At 64.9% G+C, this 18,683-nt stretch carries 24 protein-coding genes; 14 read left to right on the forward strand and 10 right to left on the reverse strand.

The annotated features are described in order from the left end of the window. The gene (locus BMX36_RS01065) at positions 1 to 423 is read left to right on the forward strand and encodes a flagellar basal body protein (RefSeq protein ID WP_093063362.1); all 423 of its coding nucleotides are present in this window, start codon (positions 1 to 3) and stop codon (positions 421 to 423) included. A gap of 590 nt (positions 424 to 1,013) precedes the next feature. Here BMX36_RS01065 and BMX36_RS01070 read toward each other — a convergent pair. Genes BMX36_RS01070 through BMX36_RS01080 form a run of 3 tightly spaced genes read right to left on the reverse strand, consistent with a single transcriptional unit; the run spans position 1,014 to position 2,808 of the window. Then, a complete protein-coding gene (locus tag BMX36_RS01070) occupies positions 1,014 to 1,436 on the reverse strand; it encodes a flagellar protein FlgN (protein WP_093063363.1) in 423 nt (140 codons plus the stop codon). Continuing rightward, positions 1,433 to 1,744 (reverse strand): rod-binding protein, encoded by a 312-nt coding sequence (locus BMX36_RS01075; RefSeq protein WP_093063364.1) that lies wholly within the window; start codon positions 1,742 to 1,744, stop codon positions 1,433 to 1,435. Before BMX36_RS01075 ends, BMX36_RS01070 begins: the two co-directional genes overlap by 4 nt. Further along, positions 1,744 to 2,808 (reverse strand): flagellar basal body P-ring protein FlgI, encoded by a 1,065-nt coding sequence (locus tag BMX36_RS01080; RefSeq protein WP_256210738.1) that lies wholly within the window; start codon positions 2,806 to 2,808, stop codon positions 1,744 to 1,746. Before BMX36_RS01080 ends, BMX36_RS01075 begins: the two co-directional genes overlap by 1 nt. 126 nt (positions 2,809 to 2,934) lie before the next feature. Here BMX36_RS01080 and BMX36_RS01085 point away from each other — a divergent pair, with 126 nt between their 5' ends. Beyond that, a complete protein-coding gene (locus BMX36_RS01085; RefSeq protein WP_093063366.1) occupies positions 2,935 to 3,357 on the forward strand; it encodes a flagellar assembly protein FliX in 423 nt (140 codons plus the stop codon). 106 nt (positions 3,358 to 3,463) lie between these two features. Continuing rightward, on the forward strand, positions 3,464 to 4,252 hold the full coding sequence (locus BMX36_RS01090) for an EAL domain-containing protein (protein ID WP_177178979.1): 789 nt from the start codon (positions 3,464 to 3,466) through the stop codon (positions 4,250 to 4,252). A gap of 53 nt (positions 4,253 to 4,305) precedes the next feature. Here the strand turns inward: BMX36_RS01090 and flhB are convergent, their stop codons facing one another. The 5 genes from flhB to flgC are packed head-to-tail and all read right to left on the reverse strand — an operon-like array spanning position 4,306 to position 7,150. Further along, positions 4,306 to 5,373, reverse strand: coding sequence for a flagellar biosynthesis protein FlhB (gene flhB / locus BMX36_RS01095; RefSeq protein ID WP_093063368.1), 1,068 nt, complete (start codon positions 5,371 to 5,373; stop codon positions 4,306 to 4,308). A 3-nt stretch (positions 5,374 to 5,376) separates the two neighbouring features. Beyond that, complete coding sequence (gene fliR / locus BMX36_RS01100) at positions 5,377 to 6,129, reverse strand: flagellar biosynthetic protein FliR (protein ID WP_093063369.1); 753 nt, start codon at positions 6,127 to 6,129, stop codon at positions 5,377 to 5,379. 3 nt (positions 6,130 to 6,132) lie between these two features. After that, on the reverse strand, positions 6,133 to 6,396 hold the full coding sequence (gene fliQ / locus BMX36_RS01105; protein ID WP_093063370.1) for a flagellar biosynthesis protein FliQ: 264 nt from the start codon (positions 6,394 to 6,396) through the stop codon (positions 6,133 to 6,135). Positions 6,397 to 6,402: 6 nt separating this feature from the next. Continuing rightward, positions 6,403 to 6,729 carry a flagellar hook-basal body complex protein FliE gene (locus BMX36_RS01110; protein WP_093063371.1) on the reverse strand — a complete coding sequence of 109 codons (327 nt, stop codon included), beginning with the start codon at positions 6,727 to 6,729 and terminating at the stop codon, positions 6,403 to 6,405. 13 nt (positions 6,730 to 6,742) lie between these two features. Further along, positions 6,743 to 7,150 carry a flagellar basal body rod protein FlgC gene (flgC, locus tag BMX36_RS01115; protein ID WP_093063372.1) on the reverse strand — a complete coding sequence of 136 codons (408 nt, stop codon included), beginning with the start codon at positions 7,148 to 7,150 and terminating at the stop codon, positions 6,743 to 6,745. A 120-nt stretch (positions 7,151 to 7,270) separates the two neighbouring features. Here flgC and BMX36_RS01120 point away from each other — a divergent pair, with 120 nt between their 5' ends. The 4 genes from BMX36_RS01120 (at position 7,271) to BMX36_RS01135 (ending at position 11,038) form a co-directional block, all read left to right on the forward strand. Further along, entirely contained in the window at positions 7,271 to 7,507 is a 237-nt protein-coding gene (locus tag BMX36_RS01120) for a FliM/FliN family flagellar motor switch protein (RefSeq protein ID WP_093063373.1), read from the forward strand. Continuing rightward, positions 7,507 to 7,926, forward strand: a complete 420-nt coding sequence (locus BMX36_RS01125) for a flagellar biosynthetic protein FliO (protein ID WP_093063374.1) — start codon at positions 7,507 to 7,509, stop codon at positions 7,924 to 7,926. Before BMX36_RS01120 ends, BMX36_RS01125 begins: the two co-directional genes overlap by 1 nt. A gap of 11 nt (positions 7,927 to 7,937) precedes the next feature. After that, entirely contained in the window at positions 7,938 to 8,666 is a 729-nt protein-coding gene (gene fliP / locus BMX36_RS01130) for a flagellar type III secretion system pore protein FliP (protein ID WP_093063375.1), read from the forward strand. Between the two features lie 119 nt (positions 8,667 to 8,785). Next, the gene (locus BMX36_RS01135; protein ID WP_093063376.1) at positions 8,786 to 11,038 is read left to right on the forward strand and encodes a putative bifunctional diguanylate cyclase/phosphodiesterase; all 2,253 of its coding nucleotides are present in this window, start codon (positions 8,786 to 8,788) and stop codon (positions 11,036 to 11,038) included. A 139-nt stretch (positions 11,039 to 11,177) separates the two neighbouring features. Here the strand turns inward: BMX36_RS01135 and BMX36_RS01140 are convergent, their stop codons facing one another. Both BMX36_RS01140 and flaF read right to left on the reverse strand, forming a co-directional pair. Next, on the reverse strand, positions 11,178 to 11,831 hold the full coding sequence (locus BMX36_RS01140) for a GAF domain-containing protein (protein ID WP_256210613.1): 654 nt from the start codon (positions 11,829 to 11,831) through the stop codon (positions 11,178 to 11,180). A gap of 124 nt (positions 11,832 to 11,955) precedes the next feature. Next, positions 11,956 to 12,342: a flagellar biosynthesis regulator FlaF gene (flaF, locus tag BMX36_RS01145; RefSeq protein WP_093063378.1), complete on the reverse strand. Its 387-nt coding sequence runs from the start codon at positions 12,340 to 12,342 to the stop codon at positions 11,956 to 11,958. Between the two features lie 185 nt (positions 12,343 to 12,527). Here flaF and motA point away from each other — a divergent pair, with 185 nt between their 5' ends. The 7 genes from motA to BMX36_RS01180 are packed head-to-tail and all read left to right on the forward strand — an operon-like array spanning position 12,528 to position 18,670. Then, entirely contained in the window at positions 12,528 to 13,412 is an 885-nt protein-coding gene (motA, locus tag BMX36_RS01150) for a flagellar motor stator protein MotA (protein ID WP_093063379.1), read from the forward strand. Then, positions 13,396 to 13,716: an STAS domain-containing protein gene (locus BMX36_RS01155; RefSeq protein WP_093063380.1), complete on the forward strand. Its 321-nt coding sequence runs from the start codon at positions 13,396 to 13,398 to the stop codon at positions 13,714 to 13,716. Before motA ends, BMX36_RS01155 begins: the two co-directional genes overlap by 17 nt. Beyond that, the gene (locus BMX36_RS01160) at positions 13,713 to 14,078 is read left to right on the forward strand and encodes a response regulator (RefSeq protein ID WP_093063381.1); all 366 of its coding nucleotides are present in this window, start codon (positions 13,713 to 13,715) and stop codon (positions 14,076 to 14,078) included. Before BMX36_RS01155 ends, BMX36_RS01160 begins: the two co-directional genes overlap by 4 nt. After that, a complete protein-coding gene (locus BMX36_RS01165) occupies positions 14,075 to 16,270 on the forward strand; it encodes a chemotaxis protein CheA (protein ID WP_093065115.1) in 2,196 nt (731 codons plus the stop codon). Before BMX36_RS01160 ends, BMX36_RS01165 begins: the two co-directional genes overlap by 4 nt. Next, positions 16,267 to 16,761, forward strand: a complete 495-nt coding sequence (locus BMX36_RS01170; protein ID WP_093063382.1) for a chemotaxis protein CheW — start codon at positions 16,267 to 16,269, stop codon at positions 16,759 to 16,761. The genes BMX36_RS01165 and BMX36_RS01170 overlap by 4 nt, the downstream gene beginning before the upstream one ends. Beyond that, the gene (locus tag BMX36_RS01175) at positions 16,758 to 17,642 is read left to right on the forward strand and encodes a CheR family methyltransferase (RefSeq protein ID WP_093063383.1); all 885 of its coding nucleotides are present in this window, start codon (positions 16,758 to 16,760) and stop codon (positions 17,640 to 17,642) included. Before BMX36_RS01170 ends, BMX36_RS01175 begins: the two co-directional genes overlap by 4 nt. Further along, the gene (locus tag BMX36_RS01180) at positions 17,639 to 18,670 is read left to right on the forward strand and encodes a protein-glutamate methylesterase/protein-glutamine glutaminase (RefSeq protein ID WP_093063384.1); all 1,032 of its coding nucleotides are present in this window, start codon (positions 17,639 to 17,641) and stop codon (positions 18,668 to 18,670) included. The genes BMX36_RS01175 and BMX36_RS01180 overlap by 4 nt, the downstream gene beginning before the upstream one ends. The last annotated feature ends 13 nt before the right edge of the window (positions 18,671 to 18,683 follow it).

Raw genomic sequence — 18,683 nt, forward strand, 5'->3', positions numbered from 1 at the left:
ATGTCCAACACACCAGCCCTGATCGCCGGCATCGGGCGAGAGATGAAGCACCTCGCCGAGCGCCAGCGCGTCATTGCCCAGAATATCGCAAACAGCGAAACCCCAGGGTTCAAGGCGCGCGAGGTGGAGGCGCCGGATTTCGGCGCGCTGCTGCAGCAGACAGGCTGCAGTTCGGGGGTGCGGATCGGGCGGCCGACCGTTTCCATCACCGGCGGCATGGCCGCGCTTGGCGCGCGTTCACCGGCCGGCAGTCATGTAATCATGGACAAGGATGTTAGCGAGACGAAGCCCGACGGGAACAACGTCACGCTGGAGGACCAGCTGCTGAAGATGGGGCAGTTGCAGGCGGACTTTGCGGCGATGACCAATCTCTACCGCAAGCAGCAGGGGCTGTTGAAGGCGGCGCTGGGTAGGAGCGGCTGAAGCGGCCTGCGTCTTTTGCGATGCGGCTGCATGAGGCGGAATGGCGGAGGCCTCCCGCGATGGAGGTCGTTCGCGCTTAACGGTTGAAGTTTCGGGCACTCGCTTGCGTCGGGGCGGGGTATATCTGGCCTCGAGTAAGGCTCGTAGGACAGAGCGGCTTTCGGTTCGCTCGAGCCTCTATTCTCGTTCGTACTGAGCTCGTCGAAGTACGTGCCAACCGGCGGTGTCGCCGGAGGCACGCCCTTCGACAGGCTCAGGGCGAACGGGTCAGGTGATCGTGAAGCGCTTTAGGCTCGCTCCAGCCCGATTGAGCAACCGCCGGGGCGCGGCTTGAAGGCAAGGGTCGTGAGTGCTGCGACTGGCACGCCCGTTCCCGGCGTCAAGCGCGAAGGTGCGAGGTCACCGGCATCACTGCTCCGCACGCTCAATGGCAAAGGTTTGCGGAACCGGCGATGCCGGGACACGCCCGGGATGACGATGAATTTCGCAGAGGTCTCGCCTCGGGGACGCATACTCAGGTCAGGTGGATCAAGCGCATCGGGCCGGTCACGCGTGCGCCTGTCCGTACGAGGGTATTTCCAAGTGTCGGTTCAGAGCCTGGTGTTGAGGGAGATCGGCGCCGGAAGATCCATGCCCAGCCAGCCGCCATGGGCGCCGTAGGTGGCCTTGCGCGTGCCCATCATGCGCTGGGCTTCCTGCGCAATCGCCGCCATCAGCTCGGTGGAAAGCTCGATCTGGCGTTCCAGCACGTCCGCGTTCACCATTGATGCATCGCGCAGCACGGCGACGGTGGCGGCGAGACGGCTGCGGTCCGTTTCCTCCAGCTGCTCCATCCAGTCCGCCCGTTCGCGGGCAAGCTGGGTAAGCCGCCGCTCCAGCGAGCCGACCAGGCGGGTTTTTGCGGCGGCCATTTCGGACAGGTCCGGCACACGGCCGGGCGCAACGAGGCGATCCGATTCTTCTTCCATGATCGCCGTCAGCGACGACATGTTGTCGAGCAGTTCTTCAATCATTGGCTTCCTTCCTGCAATTTGATGATCTGCTCCAGCACCTTCGGGGCAAGGCCGATGCCACCCCGTTCGGCGATGGCACCGCCCAGTTTCTCGGCAAGCACACCGCGGAACATCTGTTCGCCGTGCCCACCGCTGAATTCGCCCTGTTCGACGCTTTCGAACATCAACTGAGTCATTTGGCCGATGAACACGGCCTCGAAATCCTTTGCCGTCTTTTGCGCGGCAGCGCCGCCCACGCCTGACGGGCGCGGTGCCGGGGAGAGGGGGGACGGGGCGGGGGGCGGGGTGCTGATCCGGAGATCGTCCATCACTGAACCTCGATCTCGGCCTGGAGCGCGCCCGCCGTCTTGATCGCCTGAAGGATGGTGATGAGATCACGCGGCGAGACGCCGAGCGCGTTCAGCCCGCTTACCAGCGACTGCAGCGAGGTGCCGCCGCCGACCATCGCCAGCGAGGCGCCGCCGCCATCGTCGACGGAAATCTGGGTGCGCGGGACGACGGTGGTCTCGCCATCCGACAGGGGTGCGGGCTGGGAGACGATTGGGCTTTCCGACACGCTGATCGTCAGCCCGCCCTGGGCGATCGCAACCGGGCTGACCCGCACGTCGGTGCCCATGACCACCGTTCCTGCCGCTTCGTTGATGACGATACGGGCGGGCTGATCGACCTCGACCGGCAGATTTTCGACCTGAGATACAAGGTTGATCAGTCCGCCGCCGCCATTCTGGGGCGCAATCTGCACCGTTGCCGGGTCGAGAACCTCGGCAGCGCCGGGAAACCGGCGGTTGATCGCGCCTGCGATATGCTGCGCGGTGGTGAAATCAGGGTTCTTCAGCGCCAGCTTCAGGCTGGTGGCGGATTTCAGCGCGAAAGGCACTTCGCGTTCGATGATCGCCCCTTCGGCAATCCGTGCGGATGTGGAGACGCCGCGGCTGACGCTGGCCGCCGCGCCGCGGGCCTTGAAGCCGGAAACAGCCACCGGCCCCTGCGCGACGGCGTAGATCTCCCCGTCGAGCGCGCGAAGCGACGACACGAGCAGCGTACCGCCCTGAAGGCTGGTTGCGTCGCCGAGCGCGGACACCTGAACGTCGATCTTCGACCCGGCGCGTGCGAACGGCGGCATGGTAGCGGTGATCGATACGGCGGCGACATTCTGCGTCCGCATCTGCGTGCCCCGCACGTTCACGCCCATGCGCTCCAGCATTGCCTGCATCGATTCCTCGGTAAAGGGCGCGTTGCGCGTGCGATCGCCGGTGCCGGCGAGGCCGACCACCAGGCCATAGCCGACCAGCTGGTTGGGCCGCACATTCTCCACATCGACAATGTCCTTGATGCGGGGGCCGGCCGTCGCCGGACCGCTTCCGGCCAGCATCGCCGCGAGCACCAGGGCTGCGGCGCCAAGTCGAGGCTTGCGCATAATCGTGGGGGTTCCGTGAGAAAGTTGCCGCTTATCTCTTATAGAGAGATCAGGGCTCCTTCTTTGGCGGTACGGTCAAAAGTGCGCATCTCTCCGCTGTCTCCCTTGCTGCAGCAGCAGATGCTGGCAGCGCTGCCCGAGGCGGCGGCGGGTTTCCGCGCCGCATTGCCCCAGCAGGAGGCGCCGGTGGCAGCCGGTGTGTCTCATCCACAGCCTGCAATGGTGCCTGCCACGTCAGTGCAGATGCTAGTGCAACTTGCCGCGGCTGACCCCGCCATCGACCGGCGTCGCAAGATGGCGGAGAAGGCGGACCGCGGTCTCGCCTTGCTCGACCGACTTCAAGCGGAGACCGTCGCGCGGCCTACCAGCATCGAGCCACTGACGGCGTTGCGCGAGTGGCTCGACACGTTCGACATGCCTGAGGATAGCGAGCTTGCCGCGCTGATGGACGAGATCAAACTGCGCGTACGAGTGGAGCTGGCGAAGCACGATATGTGGGTCTGATCGGCGCCGCGGCAAGAAGAGAGAAGCGGCCAAGCATCACCATCGTCTGGTGATTTCCGGCCGCTTGCGTCATGAAGTCTGGAAAACTTTGGGCAGAGGGAGCGACGTGGAAGAGCCGGAACATGCGCAAGCGGATGGCGGCGCCGCGAACGGCTATGCGGTGGCGTTCGCCCCCGTGGCGGAGATCGAGTCCGGCCGGATCTTCGCCTATGAGGCGCTGTTGCGGACGCGGGAGGGCGCCGCCGTCGAGGCGCGGATCGCCGGGATGGACGCGCCTTCGCTCGGTGCGTTGTACGCCCGGTTTCGCCTGGCCGCGGTCAGGAGCGCGGCGAGCCTGGGTTTCGTGAAAAGCGGTGCGCGACTGATCATCGACCTGCCGGTCGCGCTGTTGGCCGACCCATTCGAGGAACTGCGGCCGCTGATCGATGCGGCACACGGCTGCGGCATCGTGCCGCGCCGCCTGGTAATGCGAGTGAAGGCGCCCGAGCAATATGCCCCGTTCAAGCTGGCCGATCTGCTCGATGCCCATGCGAAACATGGCTGTGCCACGCTCTACGGGCCACTTCATGGCCGCGATGACGAGTTTCAGCGGCTGACGCGGCTGCCGCCCGATTTCGTGGAGATCGATCCCGGCGAAACGCAGGGCATCGCATCGAGCTGGGCGCGCCGCATCCAAGTGGAAAATCTGTCCCGGCGCATCACGGGTGCGAGCCATGGCGCCCGGCTGATCGCCAGCGGTGTGAGCGCCGACGCCGATGCCGCCAAGCTGCGCGGCTATGGTTTTCGCTACATCAGCGGTGACGTGGTGGGCGCACCCGAGCTTGGCGCATTGCCGGCATCGCGACTTGCGGTCAGCAAGGACGATGCGCCTTCGGCCGGCTCCGCCACTGCCTGAGCATCGCGACCAGAGCTAGGCCGACGCGGGCTGACCGTGCCGGGCGGATCCGCCTAGCGCCGTTCCTTCGCCAAGCGCATTACATAGCCGATAATCTCGGCAACGGCGGCATAGTGCTCCGCAGGGATGGGGTGATCAACGTCCACCGACGCGTACAGGGCGCGCGCAAGAGGGCGGTTCTCGATGATCGGTACCTTGGCCTCAGTCGCGATTTCGCGGATCTTCAGCGCAATCGCGTCAACACCCTTCGCCACGACGACCGGCGCGCCCATCTTTCCGTGATCATATTTGAGCGCCACTGCGAAGTGGGTGGGATTGGTGACGATCACGCTGGCCTGGGGCACGGCGGCCATCATCCGCTTGCGTGAGCGCTGGATGCCGATCGAGCGGATCTTGGCCTTGATCTTCGGATCGCCCTCGCTCTCCTTATGCTCGTCCTTGATCTCCTGCAGCGACATGCGCATCCGGCTGAGCCACGAGCGGCGCTGATAAACGAAGTCGAACATGGCGAACGCGCCCACCAGCACGGCCACCGTCTTCACCATGGCCGTGACCAGTCCGCCGGCGGCATTCCCGATCTCGATCGGATCGGCGCCGATCAGATGGTCCAGCCCGACCGCACGGGGCCAGACCACCAGCAGCGCGACACAGATCACGAGGACCAGCTTGGCCAGCGTCTTGGCGAACTCCACCAGCGCCTTCATGCCGAACAATCGGCTGAAGCCGGAGATCGGCGAGAGCTTGGACCATTTCGGGGCGAGCCGTGACATGGCGATGGACGGGCGTCCCTGCATCAGGCCGCCCAGGATCGCGAACGCGAACAGCGTGGCGAACAGCGGACCCATCACCGAAAACATCTGCGCCATGAGGCCGCTGGCGAGGTGGCGGGCGCCATCCGGCTCCAGTGAGAAATCCTCGGCCCGGCCCCAGAGCCGCACCAGAATGTGCGCGAGGCGCGCGAACGTCCACACGCCCATCCCGCCGACGATCACCACGGCAGCAGCGAACATGGCGGCGTGCCGCATCTCCGGCGCGGATGCGGTGTCGCCCTTGGTACGGGCGTCCTGCAGCTTCTTTTCGGTCGGATCGTGGGTCTTCTGATCCTTGTCGGTGCCGGACATGCGTCAGCTCCAGCCCGTCTGCATCCAGGCCGCCATCGCCTGGGCAAAGCCGGTCAGCATCGTCCCGAAGACGGTGGCGAGAAGTGCCAGCCCGAGCAGCAGGTTCATCGGCTGGGCAATGAAGAAGACCTGGATCGCCGGCGCGAGCCGCGCCGACATGCCGAGCGCGACGTTGAAGACGATGCCATAGACGATCAACGGCGCGGCGAGGCTGAGACCCAGCGCCATGGAGCGCGTGGTGACCGTCACTGCAAGGGCCGCGAAGTCCGGGGCTGGGGGCAGAGCGCCGACCGGGAACTGCTGATAGGATTGCACTATGGAGGCGATCCACAGATGGTGCACCGCCATCGCCATGCAGATGACGGCCGCGGCGACGCTGACGAACCGTGACAGCAGCGGAGCCTGGCCACCTTGAGAGGGATCGAAGACAATGGCGGACGTCAGGCCGATCTGCAGGCTGATGATGGAGCCGGCCATGGCCGCGGCAAGAAACATGATGCGCACGATCGCGCCAAGCCCGAGCCCGACGAGTAACTCGCCGAAAATGATGCCGGGCAGTTCCGCCTCGCCCTGAGCGACAGGAAGCGTGTGAGGCGACAGCAGACCCCAGAGGCCGGCCGCCATGCCGAACGCCATCATCAGCCGGATCCGCGGCGGAATGGAGTCTTCGGAGAAGACGGGAAGCAGCATGAGGACTGCTCCAACGCGCGCAAAGATGATCAGAAAGGCGGTAGCCTCGACCGGGATCTGGTCCATGGCTCAGCCCTGGACGATCCGGTCGCTGATCTGATGCGTGAAATCAGCCATGGCATGGCCGATCATCGGCAGGCACAAAAGGAGCACCAGACCCATCGCGAGCAGCTTCGGAACGAAGGTGAGCGTCATCTCCTGAATCTGGGTCAGCGCCTGAATGAGGCCGATCACGACGCCGACGATCAGCGACGTGATCAGCATCGGGCCGATGATCGTCAGCACGAGCACCAGCGCCGAGCGTGCGATCTCGATGGCGTCGAACGGCGTCATGCGGGGTCAGATCTGCATGCGCATGATGTCGGAATAAGCGCCCACCACGCGGTCGCGCACGGCGACCACCGTGTCGAGGGCAGTTTCCGCCGCGCCAATGGCAGTGACGACGTCGATCAGGTCACCCTTGCCGGCGACCTGCTTTGCGCTCGCCGTCTCGGCAGCGCGCAGCGACGTGGCTGTGTCCGTGACGAGCTGCGACACAAGATCGCCGAAGCCGCCGCCGGCTTCGGCCGTGCCGGTACCAGCGGAAACGCCGCCCAGACCGCCTGTTTTTCCGATCCCTATCGCACGGCCATAGGCCGTGGCGGCGTCGAGGGCACCGATGGACATGATGCAATGATCCTTATTTGAGAAGGTCGATGGTGCGCATCGTCAGGCCCTTGGCGGCCTCGATTGCGTTCAGATTGGCCTCGTAGCTGCGCTGCGCGGCCTTCATGTCGGCGGTTTCGACCAGACCGTTGACGTTGGGGCGCAACACATAGCCTTGCGCGTCCGCCGCCGGACTGCCGGGCTGATAGGCGCGTTGGAAGGTGCTCTTGTCACCCTCAATACCCTTGACGCTGACACCCATGCCGCCGCTCGAGCGATCCACTTCCGATCGGAAGCTCACGACGCGTCGACGATAGGGATTGCCGCCCGGCGCCGATGCGACGGAATCGGCATTGGCGAGATTCTCGGCGATCACCCGCATGCGCAACGATTGCGCGCGAAGGCCGGTCGCAGACACCTGCACCGAAGTCTTGAGGTCCATTCAGAAGGTCTCCGAAAGCAGCGCCCGGGCCGCTCGCACCTCCATTGTAGGCAAGAATTTCCTAGTGCGGCCGAGCCGGCGGAAAATTCTTCCTATAAATCCTCATGAAAGGAGCAGCTCATGTCTGTTCTAGAGGATATCAGCATCGAAATGTCGATCGTGCTTGGCTCGGCCCAGGTTCCGATCCGGCAGATACTGAAGATGAGCCGCGGCGCCATGATCCCGCTGGATTGCGGGCATGACGATCCGACGCTTGTCTACGTGAACAACAAGCTGGTCGCGAAGGGACGTGTGCTCGTCAACGAAGAGCAGATGTCGCTGGAAATCACCGAGATCGTGAAGCGGGGTCGCGGCTGATGGAGCTTGTCTCTGTCCTGCGCATGCTGGGCGGGCTAGGCGTCGTTCTCGGCCTTCTTGGCATCGCTCTGTGGGTTGTACGCCGCTACGATCTCAAGCTTCCGGGACGCATGTCGGGCGGCGTGGAGCGGCGGCTTGAACTGGTCGAGCGTCTGCCGCTCGACAAGCGGCGTTCGGTTGCGCTCATTCGCCGCGACGGGCGCGAGCATCTGTTGCTGCTGGCACCCGAAGGGCCGCAGCTGATCGAGGCGAGCTTCATCCGCGATTCCATCGATGACGTGGCGGCTGAGGCGCGGGCGGTCTTTCAGGAGGCGCGGCGGGCCGAGGCCAGGGCCAGTGCCGCGGCGGCGCGGCAATCCTTCGGCCAGATGGTCGAGCGGGCCAGCGGCGGATTCATCCGCTCCAGCGACACCATCTAGAAAGCACCGACATGATGAGACTGGTCCGGGCGGCGCTCGTCGCCGCCGCTTTCCTGCTGCCATCCGCCGCCATGGCGCAGAGTGCCACCGTCGATCTCGCCGGCGGATCGCTGTCCGGGCGGGCGATCCAGCTTGTGCTGATGCTGACGGTGCTGAGCCTCGCACCCGGCATTCTGATGACCATCACGTCCTTCACGCGCATCGTGGTGGCCTTGTCGCTGCTGCGCACCGGGCTGGGCGCGCAAGGCGTGCCGCCCAACCCCGTGATCATCAGCCTCGCGCTGTTTCTTTCCTTCTTCGTCATGGCACCGACTTTCCAGAAGGCGTGGGACGAGGGGGTCAGCCCCTATACCGCGGGACAGATAACGGAGCAGCAGGCGTTCGACCGGACAACGGCGCCCATCAAGACATTCATGCTCAGCCAAGTGCGGGACAGCGATCTTGGCCTGTTCACCGAGCTTTCCGGCAAGCCGCCGGTGGCCCGGGCCGAAACGCCGCTCCCCACTTTGGTCCCGGCGTTCATGATCTCGGAGCTGAAGCGTGCCTTCGAGATCGGCTTTCTGCTGCTCCTGCCATTTCTGATCATCGACCTGGCGGTCTCCGCCGTGCTGATGGCGATGGGCATGATGATGCTTCCGCCGCCGACGATATCGTTGCCGATGAAGATCATCTTTTTCGTGCTGGTGGACGGCTGGGCGCTGGTGGCTGGCTCGCTGGTACGAAGTTTCGGCCACGGTTGAGCGCTGGCGGACGGGAAGGGGCGGCGACCCGCCCCTGGGTTTGCCGAACACCGGGATTACGGAAAATACAGGGGCAGGCCAAAAGCTTGGAGTAACCGGCAGGGTGCCAAACTCCGTCCATGATCGCCGCCAAGCATCCGCTGAAGACCGCGCGCACGGCCGCCACATCCAACCGGCGCCTGCTTTGGCCGATCGCGCTCGCCACCATCATCTCGATCGCGATCGTCGGCTTTGGCCTGTTCTGGTCGGCCGGGCGGAGCGACACGATCTCCGTCGAGCGGCAGGTCCGGACGGTGCAGCGGGCCGTTCAAACGAGCCTCGCGGACATTCAGCTGCAGCAGGAAACAGTCGCCGTCTGGGACGATCTGGTCGTGAAGCTGCGCGCGCCGGAACTTGATGCGGCATGGATCGATGCGAACATCGGCCTGTGGCTGCACAAGCTGTTCGGGCATGATCGGGTCTTCCTGGTGAATGCGCAGGACAGGATCGTCTATGCGATGGTCGACGGCCGGCGAGTGCAGGAGGACCTGCGCGACCAGAACGCGCCGGGCCTCGCGCCGCTTCTTGCATCTCTCCGGGCCAAGGACCGCAATCTTCCGCGGGCACGACCGGTCATGGGAGATGGGCAGATTGACGTACCGTTCGCATCGGACCTGATCATCATCGAAGGGCGGCCCGCGGCGGTAAGCGCGATGCTGGTCCTTCCGCTGACCGGAGACGTTTCGGACCAGCCCGGCACGCGCCCGATCCTGCTCAGCGTGCGATATCTCGATGGCAGCTTTCGTGAAGCTCTGGCGCGGGACTATCTTCTTGCCAGGCCGCATTTCTCGACTGGTTCCCACGTTTCGCCTGGCGAGGCGTCATTGCCGCTGCGCAACCGATCGGGACGGGTGGTGACCTGGTTCTTCTGGTCTCCCGAACTGCCCGGCTCAGCCATCGCCGCCGTGCTCGTGCCGCTTGGCAGCGCTTCGGTGCTGGTGATCGCGGGGGTGATGTTCGTGCTTGGTCGTCGGCTGATCGCGAATACCAATGAGCTGCGCGCGGCGATCCTGCGACTGCAGACAAGCGAGGCGCAGGCGCACCACCTGGCATTTCACGACCCGCTGACCGGACTGCCCAACCGGGCGAAGTTCAACGATCATTTCGATCATGCGCTGGTGGAGGCACGGCGAGGGCGAAGCTGCGCGCTCATCCTCATGGATCTCGACCGCTTCAAGCACGTCAACGACAATTTCGGCCATCTGGCCGGAGACGTGCTGATCAAGGAGTTCGGGTGCCGCCTTTCGCGCCTGCTGGGCGAGCGCGACATGATTGCTCGGTTGGGTGGCGATGAGTTCGCGTTGCTGATCGATGGAGCCAGTAGCGTGGCAGGGGTCGACCGGCTGTGCGAGCAGATCCGGCAGACGGTGAACCAGCCATTCGAAGTGTTGAACAACCAGGCGCATGTCGGCGTCAGCATGGGCGTGATCCTAGCCCCGCTTGGCGGCACGGAACGCACCGAACTGCTGCGCAAGGCCGACATCGCCCTGTACGCCGCCAAGGGAGAGGGCAGGGATTGTCATCGGCATTTCAGCCCCGCGATGGACGCCAGCGTCCGCTTTCGCGCCGAGATCGAGGAGGATCTTCGCGAGGCACTGGCGAACGGCACCGGGCTCAGCATGAATTATCAGCCGCTGGTGAACGAGCATGGCCGGATGGTGGGCGTGGAGGCGCTGCTGCGCTGGGAGCATCCACAGCGTGGTGCCGTCTCTCCGGCGCAACTGATCCCGATCGCCGAGGAAACTGGGCTGATCAGTCCGCTGGGCGACTGGATCCTCGAGCAGGCGTGCCGCGCGTCGCTGGCCTGGCCGGACCTGTTCGTCGCGGTGAACCTTTCCCCGGTCCAGTTCCGCAGCCCGCATTTCGCCGATCGGGTGATTGGCATCGTCGAAAGCTGTGGCGCGGATCCCAAGAAGATCGAACTGGAAGTCACCGAAGGCGTGCTGATCGACGATGATGAAAACGTGCGCAGCGCGCTACGCCGTCTACGGTCTGCCGGCCTTCGCATCGCGCTTGATGACTTCGGAACCGGTTATTCGTCGCTCAGCTATCTCCGTCGCTTCGACGTCGACAAGATCAAGATCGACCGAAGCTTCATCCAGCACCTGGGCCATGCGGTGGACTCCGCCGCCATCATCACGGCGGTGATCACGCTTGGTCACGCCATGGGGCTTACCGTCACCGCGGAAGGTGTCGAGACGGACGAGCAGCTCAGGTTCCTGCGGGAGAGCGGCTGCAATGAGTTGCAGGGCTATTATTTCTCCGCACCCGTGCCGGCGGCTGATGTGGAGGCGCTGGCGGCGCGCGACAAAGCCATCGATCGCGTTGCTTGATCGTGGGGCGTGATCGCGAAGTCACGACCGCAGCCGCGTTGGCGAGCTGTCGGTCTGTGGCGGTGGAATGCGCCGCCGCTGGTTCGCCGGAGCTGGCAGGGAAGGTTGAACAAGTGGGGCCAGAGCGGCGCGGGGAAGATCAGCTCTTACGCTGACGATCACGCTCCTCCTGCCGTTCCAGCCGGCGAAGCATGGCGTCGAGCTCGTCAACGCCATCCTCCTCACCATCGCGGATCAGGACTTCGATCTGGCCGCTGATACCATCAAGGGCCTGCCGACGATCCCGCGCACTTACCTCGGGTTGCAGGATGATGTCGCCGGCATGCCGGGCAAGATCCCGTAGCCGGTCGAGATCCGCTTCCGTGACGCGCGCGCGCGATGTCACGTCAATCACACACAAGGTGCCAAGCGCCCGACCGTCCCGGTCACGGATTGGGCAGCCCAGATAAAAGCGGATATTGGTCGGTCCGGTGACGAACGGATTCGCCGAAAAGCGGGGATCGAGCGTCGCATCCAGCACGATCATGATCTGGTCGGGATGGATGACAGCGTGGGCGCAGAACGATATCTCCCGCGACGTCTGCTCCATATCCAAGCCGACGCATGCCGGAAACCATTGCCGATCGCGATCCACGATGGAGAGGGCAGCAATCGGCACCTGAAACTCGCGCGCCGCCTGCTCGACCAATTGCTGAAGCGCAGGGTCGCCCGCCATGCTCAGGACACCGGAGGCGTAAACGGCCGCCTGCCGGATGATCTCCTGCTTTGCATCAGGGCCTGAGTTCGCGAGCAAAGGGCCTGTCAGCTTTTCCTCCATGAGCCGGGTAGGTTACGCTGAGTGGATCGTGTGTTCCCTATCTTGCATGATCGAGACGATAGGCGTGTTGACGCTGCACATTGATCTACATGGTTGAGCCCTAAGCGGCTTCGGCCTGACGTGCCATTCGAAATTGCTGCGTTCCCGGGGAAAGTCCTTCCGCAATGGAGCGATTCACATCGATCAATTCCTCGATGGACTCGCGGCCGGCCATGACATCACTGGTGAAGCGATCGACCCAGATCGCGATCGAGATGATGCTGGCGCGGAGCTGATCCGGCAGTTCATTGCCGGTCGCGCCACAGGCGGAAGCGAAGACTCCCCAGACTTCACGGTTACGATGCAGCACGGGGATCAGCGCCGCGCCGGCCAAACCGGCGTCGCGCGCTTGCATCATGTCACCGGTGATCTGGCTCATCAGGCGGAACTCGGTTGCGCGGGGGCTTTCAACGATGCTCCGGGCGCGCTGATAGGCATTCAAGGACATGGTGCAGGACGCTCCTTATTGTTCCTGCGGTTATTTTAGGAAGCCGTGGGGGCAAGCGGTCCTGCGCGGCCAAATCTCTCTTCCAGCATGTCGGCGCGATGTTTCTGCCTGGCGCGGCCCGGCCCCGCCAAGACCGTTCTATAATTCGGCAAACGCTTGTTTCCCTTCAGAGTTCGGATCGCGTCATGCTGAACGGTGTTGGCTTTATCATTATCCTTGGCTGCGTCTTCGGCAGCTTCATCATGGCCGGCGGCAAGATGGACATTGTTCTCCATGCCCTGCCGCATGAGCTGATGGCGATTGGCGGCGCTGCCATTGGCGCCTTCATCGTCGGCAATTCGATGGCGACGGTGAAGAATGCGGGTAAGGGCCTGGGCCGCTCCTTCAAGGGCGCGCGCTGGAAGGACAGCGATTATCGCGATCTGCTGACGCTGATGTTCGGCCTTCTCTCCACCTTCAAGAAGGGCGGCGCCACGGCGATCGAACCGCACCTCGATAAGCCGGAGGAGAGCGCGATCTTCTCGCGCTATCCGCGCCTGTTGAAAGATCATCACCTGACCGAATTCATCGCGGATTACCTGCGGATGATGACGGTGAACTTCGAGGATCCGCATCAGATTGCGGAGGCGATGGACAATGACATCGAGAAGCATCACCACGAGGAACTGATGCCGCAGCATGCGCTGCAGGCGATGGCGGACGGCTTGCCGGCGATCGGCATCGTCGCCGCGGTGCTGGGCGTCATCAAGACCATGGGTTCGATCGACCAGCCGACTGAGGTGCTGGGCGCGATGATCGGCGGCGCGCTGGTCGGCACCTTCCTGGGCGTGCTCCTTGCTTACTGCCTGGTCGGCCCGCTTGCGGCAAAGCTTCTGGAAATCGTCGATGCGGATGCCAAGCCGTTCCACATCGTGAAGACCGCGATCGTCGCGCACGCCCAAGGCCAGCCGACGCAGGTCGCCATCGAGATTGCCCGGCGCATGACGCCGTCCAGCTACGCACCCACCTTTCAGCAGCTCGAGACTGCGCTCGACGAGGCGAAAAATGAGTTCAATGCCGTTCCCGCTTGATGCCGCAGAGGACGCTGGCCCGATCCGGCTGCTCGCCCACAACAATACCGTTGCCGCGGAGGACCTGCGCGTCCGCCTGGTTCTCGCCGCCGACTATCAGGGGCGCGTCGAAGTGGATGCGTCGGAAGTGGAGAGCGTCGGCCAGGCCGTTCTGCAGCTGCTGATCGCCGCTCGCGCGGACGCCGAGCAGAACGGCATGCCGTTCGAGATCGTCAATCCCAGCCGCGCCTTCGTGGAGCGTGTGACTGCCTGCCGCTTGGCCGACGCCTTCGGCCTCGCCACCGAAAAGGATGCCCTCCTGTGAGCAAAGTGATCCTGACCGTCGACGATTCCGCCAGCATGCGGATGCTGCTGAAGACCTCTCTCACGGCGCAGGGCTTTCGCATCGAAAGCGCGAACGACGGTGAACACGGCCTGGAGCGGATGCACGAGATTGCGCCGGACCTGCTGATCACCGACATCAACATGCCGAAGATGGACGGCTTCGAGCTGATCGAGGCGGTACGCGCGCTGCCGCAGTTCCGCGGCACGCCGATCCTGGTGCTGTCGACCGAGTTCTCCGACGAGAAAAAGGCGCGCGCCCGATCCGCCGGCGCCACGGGATGGATCACCAAGCCGTTCGAGGCGACCAAGCTGGGGGCGGCGATCCGCCGCGTGTGCCCGTGAGCGACGAACTGGATGAGATTCAGGCCATCTTCTTCGAGGAATGCACTGAAGGACTGGCCACCGCCGAGGCCGGGCTGTCGGCCATGGCCGCGGGCGACGTTTCCGCGAACGTGATCGCCGGCGTGTTTCGCGCGGTTCACTCGATCAAGGGCGGCTCCGGCGCCTTCGGCCATACGGCGCTGACCGCCTTTTCGCATCGCTTCGAAAACGTGCTCGATGAAGTGCGTGCGGATCGCATTCCCGCGACGCCGGAGGTCACGAAAGTGATGCTGGCCGCCTTTGACGTTCTGTCCGACCATGTTGCCGCCGCCAAAGGAACGGCCCCGCCGCCGAACGACGTGGCCGCGCTGGCGGCGCTGGAAGACGTGCTGACCAACAAGGGAGCTTCCGCCGCTGTCAAAGCCGCGGCTGGAGCGCCGACACCGCTGGCGGAGCCGGAGGCCGATGCGTTCGGCTTCGTTCCGGTCGCTGCCGAGATCGAGACGTTCGACCCGTTCGGGTTCGAACCGGTCGGCGTCGTGCTCGAGGATCTCGACACTGGTTCCCCCGCCGACTGGCTGGTCCGGTTTCGCCCGTCGCGCGGGGCGCTGGCCAACGCGAGCGAGCCGTTGCTGGTCATCCGCGAGCTGGAGGAGTTGGGCGGGGCGATCTCGTCCGTCGACAGCAGCGCGCTCCCCGGTCTGCGCGATCTCGATCCGGAGGACGGCTATCTGACCTGGACGCTTCGCCTGCCGGGCACGGTGGATGAGGCCGCCATTGCGGAGGCGTTCGACTTCGTGGCGCCGGATTCGCGGGTCGAGATCGAGCGTTCGGTTGAGCCGGCTGCATTGCCACTGCCGGCCGAGCAGCTGGCGGCCGAGCAAGTGGCGGCCGAGCAGCTGCGGGACGCGACTGTGCAGGAGAGCACGCCGGGTGCGGCGGTGATCGTGCCACTCACCGCTGCGGCCCGGCCGACGGAGGCCATCGCCGCACCCGCGCCCGAAGCGCGCGCAAGCGAGCCGGCAGCCCAGACCATCCGGGTCGATCTTACCAAGCTTGATCTTCTGCTCAACCTGGTCGGGGAGCTGGTGATCCGGAACTCGATCCTGTCGGACCGGCTGAGCCCAAAGGATCAGGAACGCGTGGAGCTACCGGAGCTGGCGCGGCTGACGCGTGAGATCCAGGACAATGTCATGTCGCTGCGCGCCCAGCCGATCAAGCAGGCGTTCAGCCGCGTACCGCGGATGCTGCGCGATCTTTCGGCAGAGACGGGCAAGCAATATGCGCTCGAAATCAGCGGGGAGACGACCGAGGTCGACAAGGGCGTCATCGAGAAGATCGGCGACCCGCTGACCCACATGATCCGCAACGCCTGCGATCACGGCATCGAAAGCGGCGAGGAGCGGATCGCGAAGGGCAAGCCGGCCGCGGGGACCATTCGCCTGTCGGCCGAACAACGCGGCGCGCGCATTTTCGTGCGCGTGGCCGATGACGGCCGCGGCATCGACCGCCAGCGGGTGCTTGCCAAGGCGATCGACAAGGGGATCGTGCCCGCGGACGCGGCGCTTTCCAACGAAGAGATCGATCAACTGATCTGTGCGCCCGGCTTCTCCACCGCGGAGACGATCTCGAACATTTCGGGTCGCGGCGTGGGCATGGATGTGGTGCGTTCCAACGTCGAGGCGCTGGGCGGCCGAGTGGAGATCAGCTCCGTTCCGGGTGAAGGCACCACCTTCACCATGATCCTCCCGCTCACGCTTGCGATCCTGGACGGGATGATCGTTCGACTGGCCGACCAGCGCTTCGTGTTGCCGCTCGCCAATGTGGTGGAAGCGGTGCGACCGGAAAGCGGCCAGGTGCGCCGCATGTCGCCGACGAGCGAGGTGATCGAGCTGCGCGGCAACTACCTGCCGGTGCGGCGTCTGACGGATACGTTCGGCTTCGGCACCAGGTATCGGCGGGATCCCGAGGAATCGCTGGTCATCATCGTGGAGAGCGAGACGGCAGGCAACGTCGGCCTGATGGTCGACACGATCGACGACCGCCGCGAAGTGGTGATCAAGAGCCTCGATCAAAACCTGCATCCGATCCGCGGCCTCGGCGGGGCAACCATCCTGGGCGACGGCTCCATCGCACTCATTCTCGACATCGAGGCGCTGGTCGCCTCGCCATCATCAACCGCGAAATTCGCACTCAAGGGGCTTGCAGCATGAGCAGCATCGACCGCGTCGGCGAGCGTAAAATCGTCACCTTCTCGCTCGCCCGGCAGATGTTCGGGATCGAGATGAGCGCGCTTATCGAGATCCGGGAGTGGGAGGAGCCCACGCCGCTGCCCAGCGTGGCCAGCTACATCAAGGGTGTCACGAACCTGCGCGGCACCGTGATCCCGGTGGTGGGCCTGGCGGAGCGGCTCGGATGGGCGCCCAGCGCCATTCACTCGCGCTCCTGCATCCTGGTGGTGAACATCAGCGGGAAGCAGGCCGGATTCCTGGTCGACGAGGTGGCGGACATCGTCCTCATCAAGGACAATGAGATCCAGCCCGCCCCGGACGTGGAGATCGGCGAAGAGGGGGTGATTTCGGGCCTGGTGCAGATCTCTGCCCGTACGACGGAAGGGGCGGCCGACAGCGAAGGCGCGGAGATGGTGTCGCTGCTCGATCTCAATGCCCTCAGCCTCACGCGGCAGATGGACGTCGCAGCGTGAGTGACGCCGCTGCGATCCGGCCTGACGCGACTGCCTGTGGCGATCCGATTGCAGCGGGCAGCCCGCCGCTTGGCGACGCCGAGTTCAGGGCGATCGCCGCGATCATGCAAGATGAAGCGCGGATCCATCTGTCCGACGCGAAGACGACCCTGGTGCATTCGCGCTTGAGCCGGCGCCTGCGCGAACAGGGGCTTGGCAACTTTCAGGAATATGTGCGGCTCGTGCAGAAGGACAGGGAGGAGCGTGCGGCGATGATCGTCGCGCTCACCACCAACCACACGCACTTCTTTCGCGAGGCGCATCACTTCGACCACTTTCGCGCGACCACCATGCCGTGGCTGCAACAGCGCGCCCGGCGCGGGGCGATCCGGATATGGTCGGCGGGCTGCTCCTCCGGCGAGGAGGTTCATACCATCGCGATGTGCCTGCTTGGTGAAAGCCGGCAGGTGCCCGCCTGGCTCCGTCACGCGGACCTGAAGCTGCTGGCGACCGATATCGCGCCGCATGTGGTCGAAAGCGCCAGCCGGGGCCTTTACTCCGCCGCGACGGTCGAGGCGGTGCCGGCGCGCTATCGCGAGGCGTGGATGCGCAGCTCCGGAGGCGACTACCAGATGGCAGCGGAGGCTCGTTCGCTTGTTACGGCCAAGGTCCTGAACCTGTTCCAGCCCTGGCCGATGCGGCAGTCCTACGATGTCATCTTCTGCCGCAACGTCATGATCTACTTCGATGATCAGGCGAATGCAGAGCTGCAGGCGCGGTTCGTCGAACTGCTTGCCCCCGGCGGCTTTCTCTACATCGGTCATTCCGAACGCCTGATCGGTCCCGCGGCGACGCGCATGACGCCCTGTGGCCACACGATTTACCGGAAAGAGCCGCGATGACGGCGCGTGTCCGCACGTTGATCGTGGATGACAGCGCATCCATGCGCGCGGCGCTCAACCGCATCCTCTCAGCCGATCCGGAGATCGAGGTCGTCGGCCTCGCACCGGAGCCGCACACGGCGCGCGCGATGATCAAGGAGCTGTCCCCCGACGTGATCACGCTAGACGTCGAGATGCCCGGCATGGATGGCCTTTCCTTCCTCGAACGGATCATGCGCCTCCGGCCCATGCCGGTCGTCATGTGCTCGACCCTTACCGCGCGCGGCGCCGAGGTGACGATCGAGGCGCTGCGGCTTGGGGCGGTGGATTGCGTGGCGAAGCCGTCGGGCAATCCGCTGGAGATCGTTCGCGCCGCCGAATTGCTTTGCGCCACGGTGAAGGCCGCGGCGCGATCCGCCGTTCGCCCGATCGGTCGGCAGGTGTCGAACAGCCAGGACAACCGGTCGGCCGGTGCAAGCCTTCGCGACGTGATTATCGCCATTGGCGCCTCCACCGGCGGGGTCGAGGCCCTGTTCTCGCTCCTGTCCGCGTTGCCGGCGGATTGCTCGCCCGTGCTCGTCGTGCAGCACATGCCGGCGATGTTCACGGGCAGCTTCGCCGCGCGGCTCGACCGGGAATGCCGCGTCCGCGTGATCGAAGCGGTCGATGGCCAGCCGATCCATCGTGGAACCGTCTATATTGCTCCTGGGGGGGAGCGGCACATGGAACTGGCCGGTGGGATCGACGGGCGCATCAAGCTGCGCCGTGGAGATCCGATCACTGGTCACCGCCCTTCGGTGGACGTGCTGTTCCGTTCGGTCGCCCCGCTCGGGGATGCTGCGATCGGCATCATCCTGACGGGGATGGGGGCGGACGGCGCGGAAGGGCTGCGTGCCATGCGTGATGCCGGTGCGCGGACGCTCGGCCAGTCGCGTGAAAGCTGCGTGGTCTACGGAATGCCCCGCGCGGCTTTTGGCCTGGGCGCGGTGCAGAAGGAATTGAGTTTGTCAGCCATGCCCGAGGCGATCCTCGCGGCGTGCCGCAAGTAAGGATTGGGAACGT

Origin of the sequence: Sphingomonas sp. OV641, from assembly GCF_900109205.1 — a bacterium.
GTDB lineage: Bacteria > Pseudomonadota > Alphaproteobacteria > Sphingomonadales > Sphingomonadaceae > Sphingomonas.